The sequence below is a fragment of the Pyrobaculum calidifontis JCM 11548 genome (assembly GCF_000015805.1).
Classification (GTDB): domain Archaea; phylum Thermoproteota; class Thermoprotei; order Thermoproteales; family Thermoproteaceae; genus Pyrobaculum; species Pyrobaculum calidifontis.
On record NC_009073.1, the window covers coordinates 1197956 to 1214812 of the forward strand.

General features: G+C 53.1%; 14 protein-coding genes and 1 CRISPR repeat array. Of the genes, 10 read left to right on the forward strand and 4 right to left on the reverse strand.

From position 1 onward, the window contains the following. Positions 1 to 26 precede the first annotated feature (26 nt). The 8 genes from cmr4 (at position 27) to PCAL_RS06840 (ending at position 8609) form a co-directional block, all read left to right on the forward strand. Positions 27 to 947 (forward strand): type III-B CRISPR module RAMP protein Cmr4, encoded by a 921-nt coding sequence (gene cmr4, locus PCAL_RS06805; RefSeq protein WP_011849967.1) that lies wholly within the window; start codon positions 27 to 29, stop codon positions 945 to 947. Then, positions 941 to 1381, forward strand: a complete 441-nt coding sequence (gene cmr5, locus PCAL_RS06810; RefSeq protein ID WP_193322581.1) for a type III-B CRISPR module-associated protein Cmr5 — start codon at positions 941 to 943, stop codon at positions 1379 to 1381. Before cmr4 ends, cmr5 begins: the two co-directional genes overlap by 7 nt. Beyond that, positions 1371 to 2420 (forward strand): type III-B CRISPR module RAMP protein Cmr1, encoded by a 1050-nt coding sequence (gene cmr1, locus PCAL_RS06815; RefSeq protein WP_011849968.1) that lies wholly within the window; start codon positions 1371 to 1373, stop codon positions 2418 to 2420. Before cmr5 ends, cmr1 begins: the two co-directional genes overlap by 11 nt. Next, complete coding sequence (gene cmr6, locus PCAL_RS06820) at positions 2411 to 3115, forward strand: type III-B CRISPR module RAMP protein Cmr6 (protein ID WP_011849969.1); 705 nt, start codon at positions 2411 to 2413, stop codon at positions 3113 to 3115. The genes cmr1 and cmr6 overlap by 10 nt, the downstream gene beginning before the upstream one ends. 24 nt (positions 3116 to 3139) lie before the next feature. After that, positions 3140 to 3964 (forward strand): AAA family ATPase, encoded by an 825-nt coding sequence (locus tag PCAL_RS06825; RefSeq protein WP_011849970.1) that lies wholly within the window; start codon positions 3140 to 3142, stop codon positions 3962 to 3964. 433 nt (positions 3965 to 4397) lie between these two features. Further along, positions 4398 to 4943 (forward strand): hypothetical protein, encoded by a 546-nt coding sequence (locus PCAL_RS06830; protein WP_011849972.1) that lies wholly within the window; start codon positions 4398 to 4400, stop codon positions 4941 to 4943. Between the two features lie 452 nt (positions 4944 to 5395). Next, positions 5396 to 7900: a CRISPR direct-repeat array (repeat unit 24 nt; unit sequence GAATCTCAAGAAGAGGATTGAAAG). 176 nt (positions 7901 to 8076) lie between these two features. Then, positions 8077 to 8487, forward strand: a complete 411-nt coding sequence (locus tag PCAL_RS06835; RefSeq protein WP_193322582.1) for a hypothetical protein — start codon at positions 8077 to 8079, stop codon at positions 8485 to 8487. After that, positions 8472 to 8609, forward strand: coding sequence for a hypothetical protein (locus tag PCAL_RS06840; RefSeq protein WP_193322583.1), 138 nt, complete (start codon positions 8472 to 8474; stop codon positions 8607 to 8609). Before PCAL_RS06835 ends, PCAL_RS06840 begins: the two co-directional genes overlap by 16 nt. 227 nt (positions 8610 to 8836) lie before the next feature. Here PCAL_RS06840 and PCAL_RS06845 read toward each other — a convergent pair whose 3' ends face one another. Together PCAL_RS06845 and PCAL_RS06850 are read right to left on the reverse strand one after the other, a co-directional pair. Beyond that, entirely contained in the window at positions 8837 to 9778 is a 942-nt protein-coding gene (locus PCAL_RS06845) for a hypothetical protein (RefSeq protein WP_011849974.1), read from the reverse strand. A gap of 233 nt (positions 9779 to 10011) precedes the next feature. Next, positions 10012 to 12888 (reverse strand): hypothetical protein, encoded by a 2877-nt coding sequence (locus PCAL_RS06850; protein ID WP_193322584.1) that lies wholly within the window; start codon positions 12886 to 12888, stop codon positions 10012 to 10014. A 68-nt stretch (positions 12889 to 12956) separates the two neighbouring features. On the opposite strand from PCAL_RS06850, the gene PCAL_RS06855 reads away from it, so the two are divergent. Further along, positions 12957 to 13955, forward strand: a complete 999-nt coding sequence (locus PCAL_RS06855; protein WP_011849976.1) for a DNA double-strand break repair nuclease NurA — start codon at positions 12957 to 12959, stop codon at positions 13953 to 13955. Then, complete coding sequence (locus PCAL_RS06860; RefSeq protein ID WP_011849977.1) at positions 13952 to 14518, forward strand: hypothetical protein; 567 nt, start codon at positions 13952 to 13954, stop codon at positions 14516 to 14518. The genes PCAL_RS06855 and PCAL_RS06860 overlap by 4 nt, the downstream gene beginning before the upstream one ends. Here PCAL_RS06860 and PCAL_RS06865 read toward each other — a convergent pair. Both PCAL_RS06865 and PCAL_RS06870 read right to left on the reverse strand, forming a co-directional pair. Beyond that, complete coding sequence (locus PCAL_RS06865) at positions 14484 to 16085, reverse strand: ATP-binding protein (RefSeq protein ID WP_193322585.1); 1602 nt, start codon at positions 16083 to 16085, stop codon at positions 14484 to 14486. The genes PCAL_RS06860 and PCAL_RS06865 overlap by 35 nt on opposite strands. Before the next feature lie 193 nt (positions 16086 to 16278). After that, positions 16279 to 16779 (reverse strand): hypothetical protein, encoded by a 501-nt coding sequence (locus tag PCAL_RS06870; RefSeq protein WP_011849979.1) that lies wholly within the window; start codon positions 16777 to 16779, stop codon positions 16279 to 16281. Positions 16780 to 16857: the final 78 nt, after the last annotated feature.

The following is a 16857-nucleotide window of genomic DNA, read 5'->3' on the forward strand; positions in this document are numbered from 1 at the left end:
TAAAACTGTTACATTTTTTATAGTTTATGAACGGCAAATTGATGTGGATACTGTCGCTCACCTCTCTACACCCAGGCGTGGGTAGGAGCGAGGAGGCCCAGGTGGACCTCCCCGTCCAGCGGGACGAGTTCGGCCTGCCCACAATATGGGCGTCGTCCCTCAAGGGCGCCATTAGGAGCCGGATAGAGAAGACGCTCTTCAACAACGGGGTCTGCGTCGGCGACAAAGGCGAGTGCGCCACCTTCCTCGCCGCCTTTGGCCCACGCCCCGACGCCGCCCACGAACACGCCTCGGGCGTCGTCTTCCTAGACGCAAAACTCGTGGCAATCCCCGCCAGGTCGCTGAGGGGGGTATGGCTGTGGGCCACCTCCCCCATGTTGCTGAACTTCGTGAAGCTCTACGCAAAGGCCCTAGGCGTCGATGTACAACTGCCGCAGCCCCCCGCCGTGAAGGAGGGCCAAGTAGCGCTCACAAGCGGCGACTACGCCATAGACGGCAAACTCGCGGTAATAAACGAGATGGAGTTCGAAGTCGCCACAACCCAAGCCCCACCCCTCAACCTACCGCCCATCAAGGCCGCAACCCAGATAGTGGGGACGCGAGGCGTGGCGTACCTCCACGACAACGACCTCCTACAGGTAGTGAAGAGGAGCCTCCTCGTCCAATACCGCGTTAGGCTAAACGAGAAAAAGACAGTAGAGACTGGGCCATGGAGCGAGGAGTACATACCACCATTCACAGTCTTCGCCTCAGGCATATACTGCGCCAGAAAGCCAGACAAGGTAAAGGTAAAACTCCCCAAGAAAGAGGGGCAAGATCAACACCCAGTGGAGGAGGTCGACGTGAAGGGAGACCTCTGCCAGTACGTGGCTGGGAAGGCCAGCGGCGTCTTCTGGCTCGGCGGAAAGGAGACTGTGGGAAAGGGCCTGGCGGAGGTGATATGGTAGACTGGCTAGAAAAGGCAATCAAGTGCGTAGAGCTTGTAGAGAGGCACTGCGACAATGAGGCAAAAAAGGCGTTTCGGACTAGGGCACGGCAGATGCCCTCTGAGCTCTACTACGTCGGGGCCCCCTACGCCTTGGCCATCCTAGCGGCTAGGTCCAGCGAGAGGCACATTTTCACAGGCAAGAGCCTGGAGGAGTCCATAGCGGCAGTATGCAAGGCGTCGGAATTGGGCAATGAGGATAAGGGGTACGCCGTCTACGGCCTCTGCCTTGTGGATGCGTTGCAGGAGCTGGGGATAAGGGCCGAGAGCCTCACTTCTACCCTCAGAGAGTTGAACAAGCTTAGAGGCGTGGCCGAGGCCCGCCTAGCCGAGTTCGTAGACTGGGTCAAAAAACTCGCCGAGGCGAAGTTCGAGCTTGTCAAGCATGAGAGCTGAATTCGAGGTAACGATAGCGACCCCCCTCTCCGCGGGCTGGTACGACCCCGCCCTAGTGGACAGAAACTTCTACATCCGCCCCACGGAGATCAAAGGAGTGTGGCGGTGGTGGGCTAGGGCCTTCGCCGCCGGCGCCCTGTACGAGGCGGGTTGCACAGGCCCAGACTTCCTCAGGCGGGTACACGAAATTGTGGCAGAGAGACTTGGCCTAGGCTCCACCAAAGCCGCCTCGCGGTACGACCTCACAGTGGAGGTGCTGGAGAGGCCCAGAGTAGTCGACAGCTCGAGGGAAAATCTCCAGCGATTTAGGCTATTGAATCTTGGCAGAAGAAAGGGAAGACCTGCAGTTGAATATGCGATTGGTGGGAGATTCAAAATAATTCTAGAGGGTGACGCTGATATCCAATTAGTTGCATCCATATTAGCAGTAGCTCTAACCCTCTCGGGCATAGGCAAGGGAGGCCGTAAAGCACTTGGGTCTCTTGATATTATCAGAGTCTCTGGGGCCGCACCCCGACGCCCGCTAAATGAAATAATAAACGAGATAAGACGACAAATATCAGTACAACGATGTGGGCCTCCTAGGGAACTCCCCAAGATTTCTGCTGTGTCGAATGAGGTATTTGAAGTATACAAAGTGAACGTGGACTTCCATCATCTTCATAATATGTTCCTAAGATCAGAAAGAGCTAGAATGGCAAAGTTGTACTACGCCGCACCAGACCCGCTTAATCAAAAGGCATGGTTCCTTGGCCTACCAAGAGAGCAGAAGGGCACAGGCTATCATATCAACGACATAGAGGTGAAGAGAAGGGCTTCGCCTATCTTTGTTGCGTGGCATTCCATCCAGCATGTATTCGGAGGCGGAGGCTATATTTCCATATTTCTCTCGCAAGATTGGCCTACTCAACTTACTTGGGTAGGAGAGAGCGGTAGAAAACTAATTCAGATAAATGAACAAACGCTCCGAGATGCCAAGTCGGCCTTCCTTGCTCTCTTAAACCAATTCGGGTGGAAGCCGCAGAGGGTATGGCCCTAGCCTGCCTCAGACCGGGCTACAACATCTACAGTTGCGTAGTGAGGCACATCATCAGCGCTTACGAGGGCCCCGGGTCTCCAAAGTTCACAGAACTAAGTAATCAAATTACAGTTGAGCTAAAGGATGTGAAAATTGACACGGCCCCCATCTCCGCCTACCTGATGTACCTAGAGGAGAAGCTCAAGGGAGGCTCCCTCGTGGCGCGGATAGAGGCAGAGGTGACCACCCCCCTCGTCGTCCACGTGAGAAACCCCTACATGCCCCTGGAGATAGGCCTGGCGTGGCACCCCTACTTCAACGCCCCCTACATCCCCGCCACCACCATAAAGGGAGCCCTCAGGGCGTACTCCCCGCCCCAGATCTGCGGAAGGCCGGCCGCAGAGGTCTTTGGCACAGTAGGCGACCAAGGCGCACTAATAGTGACAGACGCCCTCCCCATAACCCCAGACGTGTTGGGCGCCGACGTGATAACCCCCCACTACAAAGAGCCAGACCAGGTAGAAGAACACAAGGTGAGACCGATCCCCATAGTCTTCCCCGTGGTAAAGCCCGGCGCGAGATTCGCCTTCCACATAGCCTCCACAGAGCTAGAACAGCGGTGCCTCTCCGAGATATGGCCAGCCATAGACAGAGCCTTCGCAAAAGGCATAGGAGCAAAGACAAAGATAGGCTATAGCAGACTCAAAAAACTATAAAAGCATTAGCGTGAGAATCAGACTATGAAACTCAAAGTGCAAAACCTTAAGCACATTACCGAGGCTGTGCTGGAAGGCGACAGAATCATCTTATATGGTCCTAATGGCGGGGGCAAGTCCACGCTGATACACACTGTGGCCCTAATCCTTGGGGCCGCTCTCGGAGTAAAGGCCCACGACGAAAATATTATAAACCAAGGGGACTTCCACGACGACACATACGTGAGGTTTGAAGATTTCGACGTGTTTGAGATCAGACAACGTAAGCTGTGGTGGAGGGGGAGAGCCTACCCCCTCACGGAGCCCCTTAAAGTCGCAGACTTCTCTCTATGGCATATAACCGAGTCCTATTTCGCCATATACGGTAGAGTTCCGCAGTGCTTGGGCGACCCCATTGAGGGAGTTCCCTCGGGCGTCATAGGATACAGCTACTTTGATATAAGAGTGCTTTGTCCAGCGGCAGCTGAAGCCTCGGAAGACCTTTTTAAAATCTACTACAATGTGGCCGAGATAGGACTCGACGGAGCGACGACGTGGACTACGCTGTCCCGCCTCTCCTACGGCCAGAGGAGGGCCATCGTTATCCTCGCCGCCCTCGAGCTCGGCGGTTATGTCTTAATTGAAAACTTGGAGTCCGGTCTCCACCTCGATTTACTAGTGTATGTGCTTAACGCCGCCTCGGTTTCAAAGGGCAAAGTTATTGCAGAGACCCACAGCGGATTAGCCCTTAAGCTAGCTGTAAAATACGGTATACAGCCATACTACGTTGAAAGAAGCGTAGAGAAGATAACAAACTTTGACATCAAGTTATTTAAGCGTGAAGCAGAAGTTTTTTCATCCTTAATATGAGACTTACTACTAATATAAAAACTCTAAGAGGTCTATCCATCTATATACAAAATAAAAATGTAAACTCTCTAAAATGTAGTGACGATTTATGCAAAGCGCCATTTACTGGCAACTGCCTTGAGTGTTGCTGTAGTCCTGACTATCCCGAGTGTAGAGATATATTTAAGTGTTGTTGTTGTGTAACAAGACGCGGCGATTATGATTTTATATGTAAAAGTAAAAATAAAATAGTAGCTATAGAAGTAAAAGACGTAGAAGAATTAGATGAATACATCGAAAATATTGAGAATAAAGATAAAAACAGCAGAACATATTGGAGTATAGCTGAAGTTTACATTGTCGTCTATGGTAGAGGAAAATCGAAACGAGGCAAAGAAAGGCTAAAAAAGATAGGTAAAGTAATACACTGCACGCATGGTCTCACATGTAGGATATGTTAATCGCCCTCTTGGAGAAGGGCATCTGCGGCGGAGGGTGTGGAGGGCTGGGGAAGGCCTTGGAGGTGCTGGGGGAGGGGGAGCCATACCTCGCCGAGTGCAGATACGGGGACTACTTCGCCTTCTGCCACCCCGGCGACAGGTACGACTACCTAGTCCTCAGGTTAGACACGTCGAGGTTGGAGGGAGACCACGACCCTGAGGACTACAAGCCTTCCGCCGTGTCCAAAGATCTCGTGTTGAAGAAGCTCCTGGAGCTGAAGGACGTAGTGTGCGCCATCTGGGAGAGGCTCCGACCCCTCGTCCTAATCTTCACTACAAACCCCTACATCCAGGACTACACCCTGGGCCCCGGCATGATGCCCTGGGACGTGATAGAAGTGGCCTGGCGCCCCCAAGGCGCCGAATGTGCAAAGATCATAGACGTGCGCGAGCTCCCCGACCTCGAAATACCCTTCGTCAAAGTAAACGTGTGGGAAAAGCCCCCCACCCTCTGCATCCAAGCCGCCGAGACAGCGGAAGGCCGCCGCCCAGAGAAATAGGCTCCGCCCCTCAGGCTCTATTCCTCACGCTGGAGACGAGGGTTGCGCGAGTATGCCACCGCGTCTAACGGCTTGTGGCATAGTAAAGAAGCAACGAGGGAAGAAGACGTGAGAGAAGCCCTAAGACGCATTTTACAACAATAGACTACATAGACGTCGGCGTTTTTAAAACGTCGTGCAACTCTCCCTTGGCATTTGTCAATATTTCAGCTCTCCCCGCCGTACGGCGTTTATATATCGTGGAGATCCAATTTAAAAAACGTCGTGCAGGAGAAAAGCGTACACCGGCGCCGAGAGTTGAAGATACGCCTTCAACTATTCCACAGTTGAAAGAGGTGGCAGACAAGCCGTAAGGGATCAATTCTAGTAAACTCAAAAGCACGCCGCACACCCTCTAAAAGACACCAAAGAAAAACTTAAAAACTAACAAAAACAAATGCCCAAGAAACCCAGAATCTCAAGAAGAGGATTGAAAGGTTGTACGCCGCCGAGCGGGAGCGACGCGGTGGTTTGGTTTGAATCTCAAGAAGAGGATTGAAAGTCCTCTTGGATCAACTACCACCGTTACCACTACGACTCAGGTGCGAGAATCTCAAGAAGAGGATTGAAAGACTGTCAGCGATCCAGCTCCACCACCCGCTCCGGAGGACACGAATCTCAAGAAGAGGATTGAAAGCTCTATACGCCGTCGCCAGGATAAGCTCATTGCTTACAACAGTGAATCTCAAGAAGAGGATTGAAAGTCCAAAACCTAGACGCCCTCCTCCAGTCACCGTCGGGACTTTGGAATCTCAAGAAGAGGATTGAAAGAATCACTCCGGACCCGCTATTAATCGTGGCGGGGTTCAACCGTCAGAATCTCAAGAAGAGGATTGAAAGATATATTGAATCAATAAGGTCCGACGACACCCGTTCAAGCAGGGACCCGGAATCTCAAGAAGAGGATTGAAAGTGACCTCTGGGGTCTCCTCCTCTTTATCAACGTAGACCCTTTTGTGAATCTCAAGAAGAGGATTGAAAGACTCTATGCGGCCCACGAATTCCTCAGACTCAAGCGTAGGAATCTCAAGAAGAGGATTGAAAGGCCCTCACCGTGTTGATATTGACGCTCGCATACATATTCATTGTGAATCTCAAGAAGAGGATTGAAAGACAGACCTCTTGAGGAGGTTCGAGGGGTCGCAGGTGTCCCTCGCCGAATCTCAAGAAGAGGATTGAAAGATTGGCGTTGGCGTCCCGGTGAAAATACTGCGCCACGATGGGAGGGAATCTCAAGAAGAGGATTGAAAGATAGTACTTGCCAGAGCCTAACACGACTATAGTGTTCCATATGAATCTCAAGAAGAGGATTGAAAGCATTTTTGCGGCGGCGAGCTCCTCGCCGAATAGCAAGCGGAATCTCAAGAAGAGGATTGAAAGTCTGGCGCACCAATCTCGTACACGTCCCCCACCTCATCTACGAGAATCTCAAGAAGAGGATTGAAAGTTGGGCGCCTTTACCACGGGGGCCGCATTTATGATTACTATAGATGAATCTCAAGAAGAGGATTGAAAGTTTCCAGTGTGAAAAAATATCGGTTACTACAGTGTGAATTATGCGAATCTCAAGAAGAGGATTGAAAGCCGCACCCGCGATAGGCACTAACCACTTCATGATGCTATGAATCTCAAGAAGAGGATTGAAAGTCCTCGCCACCTGCCTGACGACGAGGGCGCACTCCTCCGCAGCGGAATCTCAAGAAGAGGATTGAAAGTAGCTTTGGTAGCGGCAGTGTGAAGTGCCCCTCTGGGCCATCAAGAATCTCAAGAAGAGGATTGAAAGATTTCAAAGCCACGTTTGGGTAAAACTGTATAACTCTGTCCAAGAATCTCAAGAAGAGGATTGAAAGCTCCTGGCGCAGATGTTATTGCATTTGGCAGAGATGTGCGGAATCTCAAGAAGAGGATTGAAAGTATTGCTCCCTCAGCTCCCTAGCCAGCCTCTGCGCCCTGTCAGAATCTCAAGAAGAGGATTGAAAGAGTCCACCAGCACCGCGGTGGGCGCACGCGCGTGCGCAAGGGCCGGAATCTCAAGAAGAGGATTGAAAGTCTTTTTTGGGGGGCGTTCCTGCGCCCCCTAAACCCCCTTTGCCGAATCTCAAGAAGAGGATTGAAAGCCTACGTGGCCAATCTCGTGGCCGACCAGCTTCTCAGTCGGAATCTCAAGAAGAGGATTGAAAGCAGGCTGGCACAGAGTGGGGACCTGCCCCTCGTCCTCCTACGAATCTCAAGAAGAGGATTGAAAGTTATTACCGTGCGCCTTATTTTGCCAATAGTGTCTTCCTCCTCGAATCTCAAGAAGAGGATTGAAAGTACGTATTTGGGCCCACACGTCTTGTGTAATCGCACGAGACCACGAATCTCAAGAAGAGGATTGAAAGCACTTTGGGCATGGGTCGCTGTGGTGCAACAGCTTTCCTCTACGAATCTCAAGAAGAGGATTGAAAGTCGCCCGCAACGCCAACAGGCGGGTCTGCAGGCATTCGGCCCTGAATCTCAAGAAGAGGATTGAAAGTCGCGGAGAGGAATATCGTGTATAACTACGGAGAGACGCGGAATCTCAAGAAGAGGATTGAAAGATGTAGCGCGCCAGTATTCCGATTATATAGCCAGCCACGTATTGGAATCTCAAGAAGAGGATTGAAAGTGTATGAATCCCACTATCGCATCGCTAATAGACTTAAACTCAGCCGAATCTCAAGAAGAGGATTGAAAGCAGACCGTGAGGCCGCCCCCACCGGTTAAAGGTGTTATGGAATCTCAAGAAGAGGATTGAAAGCTTTATCTCGCTCTCCCCTTTTTGCTCTACTACGTTACCCATGGGAATCTCAAGAAGATGATTGAAAGCATGGGAGACGTAAACGCCGTTGTGTCCAACGTCTATGCAGTAAACGGAATCTCAAGAAGAGGATTGAAAGGTCTGTAGACCACGTAAAGAAGATAGATGTGCTGGTGGGGTTGGGGTGGGTCTGGTGGGGTTTTTGAGGGGCCTGTGAGTTTTCGTTTTTGTTTGTGGAGGGGGCTTTGTGGGGTGATGGGGTGGCGCCGCTGGTTTTGAGGGGTGGGGGGGCGCTACCTGTTTTGGGTGGTGGATGTGGAGAGGGTGGGGGAGGAGATGGCGCTTAAGCTTTTGGAGGCGCCGGGGAGGGTTCAGCTTTATGGGGGGTCGGCGTCGTTGGAGGTGGTGGAGGGGGTTTTGGAGGAGGTGTCGCCGCTTCGGCGTGGCCGTTTTGTGTCTGTGCGGTTTTTGACGCCTGCGCTTTTGCAGTATCCTAAGCCTCCGAGGGTGAGGGCGCCGTCGGTGAACGCGCTGTATCCTCAGCCGCGGCTCGTGGTGCTTAGTCTGGTGAATAGGGCGAGGGTGTATGGGGTGGAGGCTCCCCTTTCCCTGTACGTCTACGCGCCTTTTGACCTTGTGGAGTCTACCCACGCCATTAAGCCGGCGGCGGTGACGTGGGGCCTCACAGGGCTGTGGGGTTTGTGGGGCCGGTGCTCTACAGGGTGAACGCGCCTGAGAAGAGGTGGCGGTGGCTCTCTCTGCTCCTCTCCCTGGCGAGGTACATCGGGGGGGGGGGGCGGGCCACGTCGATGGGGTTCGGCTGGGTGGAGGTGACGCCGGTAGACTAGGCGTTTAAATGTCACAGACCTCCCCGCTTGCCACAGTCTTCCGCTCGACGGACTCCGTGTCGTATTGCCTTTATGTGGACAGATTCTGCGTTGGCGGCGTGTCCCCCTTATACCATGTGTGTCTCCTGTTTGAAGTTGCCTTTGTCTCATTGCGCGGTGCTTAAGCAGGCTAGATTGTCGTTCTCCTGCTGTTTGGGCCATATGTTTAGCTTGTGTGGAGTCAGCTTTTAGGGTAGTGATAGAAGGGCAAGCTTTGCTAAAATTCGCTTCGTATCATCTATATGTTTGCTTGTATTTTCTTTTGAGAGGGATTTTGCTAGCCGAGCCCAAAGCGTCCTGTTTCGCATACTGGTAACTTGCTTATGTTCTGCGATGATCTTTGCCTTGTCCATGTGGCCCTCGGCGATGAGTCTTATGATTTCTACTAATTCAGACGAAGCTAGAGTGATTTCGAGTTCTAGGTCTTCTTCTGTTTCTCTAAAGAGGTTGTGTGCGTGATTAGTGCCAAGTTTTTCATTAACGTATTTTTTAAAGGCGTTTCGACTTTTTGCCGCGCGAAGCAATTTGGAACACTCCTTTTCCATAACTATTGCCATTAGAACCGACGCCGCACAGACTATGTGATCTGTCACATCACACTTGGAAAGGTAATGGTTCCATACCTTAATGCAATTTTCTACGTCGCATTGCCCCTCTTTTAGACATTTGAGAACTATTTGGTAGTATGGATGAGAGTGCAATAGGGCATTTCTCGCTTTATAAAAGTCTTCTTTTGTGTCGGCGCCATGGAGCATCAATAGGCCTGAAACAAGGGCCCAGTTGTAAGGGTCTGAGATTATAATTCTTTGCATTTTTCTATATTCTTCTATTGCGTTAGCTAAATTATTTTCTAATAGGTGGGCTATTATACGAGATGAGGCGAGATCACTATCAATTACTTGTGTTTCACTTATTGTAATTTTTAACAATTCTAATGCAGTATCTTCGTACTGTGTTTTCAATAATTCTTTGGCAATTTTTTGGCATATTTCTATGAAGAATTTTATTTTTATATTTTGTAAATATCTAGTACAAAGATCTATAAATTTGCTGTGAAGTGTATTTTTGTCAAGAGAACAAATAGTGATCATCCGTGTTAGAAAGGAGAAGATACATCTAAAGAGTTCCATTATGGCGTCTTCTGTGTTATAAAAAGTATATTCAATATCTAAATATTCTTTTGCTTCTTCTCTTATTATTTCATATATATATTTAGATAGTTGTTTTAAGTTTTCAACAACTAGGGATATTAGTCGGCTACATATTGGTGATTTTCTGAATAGAGATAACGGAATTTTTGTGGCTAATATGAGTGATGCTAGATTGCATTTAATACTATTATATGAATTACAAATATCGTTTATTATTCTTCGATTTTCTCAATCATGTATTTGTGTTCTGTTATCTCTGTGTTATATAGTAAACTTATTAGAGCTTTTCCATAGTAAATTTTTCCAATCCAATTTAATTTGCTAGGTTCGATAAACTTTACAAGGTTTTGGTCATAGGAGGATAGCTGAGCAATAATGACGGCGGCCTCGTTGAACATCTCCCTTTCAATTAGATGGCGTATGAACTCCCTGGCCCATGTCAGTGCCTCTTCTGTTGGTATGATGTTTCCTATCTGTTTGGCGAGTACTTTCCATGCCTTGTCTATGCATTGCCCTAGTCTGCCTTTCGAGAGAGCTAAGATGGCTAGGGGTGTCGGTTCAAGTAGTTCTCCTCTTTCTATGGCTCTTTGGTGGAGATGTTCTATAGCTTGACAGTGGTCAATGATATAGGTAAATCTATGTACTGATTTTTGTAAAAATAAAATTACAGATAACGGCATGTAGTTATCTACAAATATCCATTCGCCAAGATCGCCCCTCTGAGATTTTATCTTCGGATAAACTAATTCTACTCTTACATTCAACAAGGATTCACCCACTGCTTCAAGGAATTCCCAGGTGTGTCTTTCTATTGCTTCTCTTAGTTCTTTCCTTTGTGCAAGTTGTTCGAAGAGTACGTCGACGGGGTCTCCTCCTCCACAGTTGCCGACTACTCTGGCTGGCGACTTTAGTCTTTCTGCTACTTCGGCGAGTGTGTTCTCGATATTCATTATATATTTAAGCGCTGTCTTTCCTTTTAGCATTGGCTCTACCTGTGCGGATAAGGTGCCTTGGGCTAGTTCTTTTATGACTTCTTCGATTAAGTCTTCATGTTCTTCTGCTAGCCACTTCTTGATGAATTCCCTTGCTTCGTCGCCTCCCTGGATTGGGACGCTGTGGAGTGGGGTGTTGCAGTATAGTGTGTTGTCTCTTGGGTCTATTTGTGGGATTTCTTCTAGCCACTTTGGGGGCATGGGGCCGAGTTTGGCGCGGGCGAGGAAGGGTATTGCGAGGGCCCATAAGAGCCGGCTGTCGCCTTGGAAAATGCCTTTGTATATGTACAGGGCGAGGAAGGTCTTGGCGTTGCCGCCGCCTGCCTCTACGGCTTTTGCCACGTTGGTTGCGCAACCTGCCTGTCTTAGCCACTCGCCGGCATATCTGGCCACTAGGGTGTAGCCGCCTTCGTATTTCTCGGCTATTTCACGTCCGATTTTTTGATATACCTCGTCTTTGCACGTGGTGCCGCTGTATGCTTTTACGATTTCTGCTAGGAATTGGGGCTGGCGTAGGTCTACCTCCACTGCCATGTGGGCGTCAAGGCGTTGTTTGAGTTCACTGGGCAATGTAGCGTATATGTCGTTTGGCAGTACCACTACCACGGGTATGGGGCTGCCTTCCTCTAGCAACCTCTCGTGTAGGTCTAGGAGGTGTCGGATTATTTGGCCTATAGCCGTGGGCTGAGGCGCGTCAGAAGGCGCTTCGTAGTACGGGGGTGTGGCTGGGTCGTAGAAGAGTACGGGAGTGTGGAGTGCCATCTTCACCGTTATGCTGAGTTTGTGGAATTCCTCGGTTGGCTCCTTATGCGTCGGGCCTATCTTGTATACGCGGAAGTTTCCTGTGCTTAGTGCCTTGGCTAGGGCGTATAGCGTCAGCGTAGATTTGCCGATGCCCTTCTCTCCCCGTACGACGACAAATTTGCCTTCGCGTATCCCGTCTAATATTTCCTCCGCCTGCTTTGCGAAGCTGTCTGTGACTACTAGGGGCTTGTCCGAACCATAGACGTGGAAGACCCCCCTCTCTAGATCGAAGCCGAGGTCCTTCGGCCTCTTCCATACTTCGCTTACTATTCCTAATACTTGCAACTCGGTTTCAGCCTCTTCTACCCTTTTCTTGAGTTTTTCGAGCTCTTTCCACGCTTTGTCTAGTCTGTCTTCCAGCTCTTTCTTCAGCCTTTCTATGTCGTCTTTTGTGGCTATTTTAGAGCGGAGAAGCTTTGCGGCGTTTTCTGCGAGGGTTTTGAACTTCTCTATGCTTAGGCCCCACCCGTCGTTGGCCACCTCGGCTACTACGGCTTCGAAACTGGGGTTTTGTAGATAGGGGCTGGCTTCTGCGGCGGCTTTGGCGAATTGTACCACCGCCTCGATAAAGTGGTCGCGTGCTCTGCCTTTTGTCAAGAGTTTTTCTAGTAGGTCCTCGCTTCTGATTCCCAGCCGGCTGGATAGCTTGTGCACTTTGTCTATGAGCCAGCTACCTGTGCCAGATCTCTCCAGTAGCTCTATTCCGAGGTGAAGGACTTCTGCAACTAGCTGGGCTCCAACTTTTGTTGCCAAGTCTTCTAGCACTTCGGCTAATAGCTCCTTTGCGCTTCTTTGTCGTGGACGTAGCCTTCTTATGGCTTTTATGCCTTTTTCAACTTCTAGGGGGTTTAGCTGAAGTAGAGATATGGAGATGCCTTCTGTTGTTTTTGCAATGTGTCTTAGCTTCTTGTAGCGTACTTTGGCGTAGTTGTAGCTACTTCCTAGAAGCCGTTGATAGATGGAGGGCAGGTCTATGACTTTTCTGCGTTTTGTGGCAAGGTGTTGATAGAGATCTCGTGCGGCCAGGTTGTCTAGGGGTATGGCTATGACCTTGGCGTCTTCTTTGAGTATTTTGTCTTTGTCGAGGGGTTCTGTGCCGGGTTCGTCTGCCTTGTATGTTAGGATTTTGACGGGGGTGTCGCACTTTGCCGCCGCTCTTCTTGCCACTTCGTGTCGGGCTGAGCCCGGCGTTACTAATATCACAACGTCTGTCCCGGGGATGGCTCCGCAGAGTTCTTTTGCCACGTCCTCCGCCGCCTGGTTTACTAAGCGTTCAAAGAGGTCTGCAAGCAACAAGTAGTAGTCGCCGTGTTAATAAAAGCTTTTTGTGTTTTGTTTTATATTTGTGATATTGTTTTGCTGTGGATGAGGTTTTTGAGTTGGTGGAGGTTTTGAGGTGGGCGGGGGAGGCGGCTGGTGAGGTTTCGCCGCCTGGGGGTGTGGGGGAGTGGGAGGGGGGTGAGTGGGGTGTGGTGGAGGAGTGTGGGTACTACGAGGTGGGGTTTGAGTGGGGGCCTCCTCCTGGGGATGTGCATGGGCTTGATAGCCACACTGTGGTGGTGGATTTTGGTGGGGTTTCTGTCATCGTGGCGACTGGGGCGCTGGTGGGGAGGGTTTCGGGGGTTGTGCCTGGCCTGCCGGCGAGGTGGCTTGGGGTTAGGTTTAACTTTTTGCTGGAGGGGGGCCTGCCTGTGGGTTCTCGGCTTTATTGGCGCTCCGCATTTTTGGACAGGGCTTTTGACGCGTCTTTTGACTTGGAGGCGGCGCGTGACGAGGTTAGGCTTCACGTGGAGGGGGTGCTGGCGGGGGCTTGGGATGGTGGTGGGACCCTCATTGTGGACGGCCCGGTGTTTAGGGCGGCGGCTGCGGCGGAGAGGGGTGGGGTCTATGGGGAGCTGTACCGGCGGTTTATTGAGGAGAGGGTGAGGGCTTTTGGGGGGAGGAGGGTTGTGGGGGTGGTGAAGAGGCTTGACCGCTCTTATTACCTGGCGAGGTGCGTGGGGGTGGGGGCTAACGACGAGGTGGCGGCTTTGAGGCTTTTGGAGGGGAGGGTGGGGTTTGTGGGGCCTGTCGTTGTTCGGGTTGGGGGGTTTGTGAAGTGGATGTACTACGTGGCTGTGCCTAGTGGGCGGGGGGTTAGGGTGGTGAGGGTGGAGGCGCTTGAGGAGGGGCTGGCGGCTGAGGCGGCTCGGTGGGTTGCGTCGCTGTGTGACCCGTTTGGGGTGCCGGTGCCCGTGGCGGTGGCGGACAAGATCGCTAGGCGCCTGAACGCGTCTATTGTCAAAATGATCTACGCGGCGTCCCCCGTGGAGCCGACGTATAGGGGGCTTGAGGCTGTGCTTGAGGCGTTTAGGTCGTGACTTACCTCCTGGCGGCGGCTGGGGTCTCTATCTTGAGGTTTGTGAAGGTGACTGGGCCGGCGGGTAGGGTGGACGTCTCCTCCTGTCCCAGGCCGTGGGAGGTGCCGGAGCTCCACATGGCGGCGGCGCTTGGGGGAGTGGAGCTGGAGCTGGCGGCGTCGGACACGGCGGAGGGGGTCGCGGCGGCTAAGGCGGTGCTTCTCTGCGCTGAGCGGCTTGGGGTGGCTAGGCCGGTGGGCTTCTTCGTGGTGAAGAGGTTTAGGCCGGGGTCTCTGGAGGGGGCGGCGGATCTCTTGGACAAGGCGGTGGTGCGTCTCCTGCGGAGGGGCGGCTACGTGGGGCTGACCTCTGGCGCCAAGCCGCAGGTCTTCTACCTGCTCCTCGCGGCGTGGATTGCCGGCGCCCAGCCCGTCTACGTGGACGTGGGGGGCGGAGTCCACCTCCTGCCTAGGGTTGAGGTGAGGGTGGATTCCCTCCCGAGGGAGCTCCTATACGCTGGGGATAGGCCGAGGGGGTGGGTGTTGGAGCTTATCCGAAGTGGGCGGCTCTCTTCTTTACCTTGACGTAGACGGGTACTCTGTAGGCGTAGCTCCAGAGGTATGCCACTCCCCTCTCTGCGAGGGCTATGAACCTCCTCTCTGAGGGGGGCACGGAGAGCTTTTCTAGGACCTTCGTGTCGCTTCTCAGCACGGCCTTGGTGTTGGCGAGTTGGAGGACTACGTCGTTTAAGTCGTCGGGGGTGTGGGTGGCGAAGACCACAGCCACCCCTCTCGCCCTGCCGAGCCTGGTGAGCTTGGTCAAGAGGGCCTCTAGGAAGGCTTGCTCGTCTTCGCTCCTGGTCTGGGGGAAGAAGAGGTGCGCCTCGTCTACCAGAACGGCGGTTATGGGCCTCGCCAGTTGGTAGACTGCGTCTAGCACCCTGTACACCACCAGCCTCTGCTGGCCCACGCCCAGGGCCGAGATGTCCACCACGGCGTAGCCGGAGAGGGCCTCCCGGTAGTCCGGCTCTACGACTCTGGCCTCTCCCCGCACGTCCACTAGCCCCGTCTCTATGACTGAGAGGAGTGCCCTCACTATGTTTTCCATGGTGCTGACGTGGAGTCCCAGGGACGCGCCGATGGCCTCGTACATTATGGCCGGCCGCCTCCCCGCCTCGCCGGTGGGGCTTGTGAGAAATTGGAAGAGGCCCGCCGCGTCTCTTGGTGCCCCCTTCCTCCAAGCCTCTTGGAGGACCCTCTTGTAGAACATCTTGGCCTGTTGGGAGAGTATGCTCACTGCCCTGGGGAGGTGGCGGAGTATGTCTCTGCTCTCTAGGGCCCAGGGGTAGACCCGCATCCTGGCCCTCCCGGCGGGGGACTCCACTTCCACCTCCGCCCTTGTGAAGACGTCGCCTCTCTTGTACAGCCTGGCCTTGTACCTGGCCCTCCTCCCCCACGCCGCCTTTGCCACAGCTCTCCTCACCACCGCCCGGGGGCCCCTCCTCATGAGCCTGGCCGTGGTGGGCAGTATAACGTTCACTGTGAGGCCGTTGTAGGCCAGGTGGTAGAAGTGGCCCACTGCGTCTAGCGCCACGACGCGGTGCCCCGCCTGGGCCAGCTGGAGCGCCAGCTCTTTCACGAAGACGGTCTTCCCGCTGCCGGTTGTCCCCACCACGAGGAGGTGGTGCCTCAACGCGTCTAGGGGCAGTCTGACAACCTCCCCCGGCACCTCCTCTCCCGTGGGGAGTGCCAGGGCCCCCAGCTCGACGCCGTCGCGGGGGAGGCCGAGCATTTCCCCCACCTCGCCTGGCTTGGGCCTCCTCACTGGGGCGTGGACTGGGACGGGGGTCGCCGGGGCGCCGCAGGCGGAGCCGCCGCACTCCGCCACCAGCTCCAGCACGGCGATCTTTGGCCCCAGCCTGAGGCCAACCGCCAGCTCCTGCTCGGGGGAGAGCACGGGGGTGTTGGCCACGGCGTAGAGGTCGGCCATCTTTACCTCGGCCACTCTCCCCAGCCACCTCCTCCCCTTGTCCTCCGCCACGAGGAAGGCCCCCACCCCCACGTCGCAGCTCAAGAGGACGCTCACCTTCGCCTCCTCGAGCGACACCACCGTGGGAAACTGCCTAGACACAAACCCACACTCCCCAACCACGGCTACGCGCACATGCGCATTTAAAACACTTAGCCTCCGCAGACTTTCTAAAGGCCGCGGAGAGCACGGCGCGCTTGGGTACGGCGCACGCTTGCCAGAGGTGGAACATGGGCAAAGCCCCGCCGCGGGCGGCGACCAGCGCGCTGGAGGCGGCGCTCTGTATCCGCCTAAACGCAACGCGGTTTGACAAGTCTCAAGAGACTTGGCCGCTCTCCCTCTGCTTCTTCTTCCTCAGCGCGATTCCCCTCATTATCGAGGCGTATATCAACAGCTTCCAAGCCCCCGGCACGTCTCCGTGCTCGTCTACAAACTTTCTGGCGAGTTCTCGGAGCTCGTCGGCCTCTTCCAGTGTGAGCTCCTCCTTTTCCACAAGCTCTCTAATCCGCCTCAGCTCCTCCTCGGTGAGGGGGTTGAGGCGGGCGAGCCTAGCCAACTCCCCCTTGACAAAATCCACATCCCTCGCCTCAAGAACACCCCTAAAACCCAAAAACTCAGCAAAAAACTCAAATTGGTCACGAGTAGCCCTAGCCAGCTCGTTAAATCTTCTATCGAATTCGTCAAATCTCTTGTCGATCTCGGCGAACCTCTTCTCTATTTCGGCGAATTTTCTGCCGAGCCAATACGCCAAAGAGGCAGTTGAAGCTACTACTGCGCCTATTGTCCCAATAGCTGTGATAAGTAGCTCAACGGACACGAAATGTTCTCCGCCTGTGTTAAAAACCTTTGCTCTGCCGTGTCTGCCGCTTGGTTTCTGGAAGATGCACACGACAGG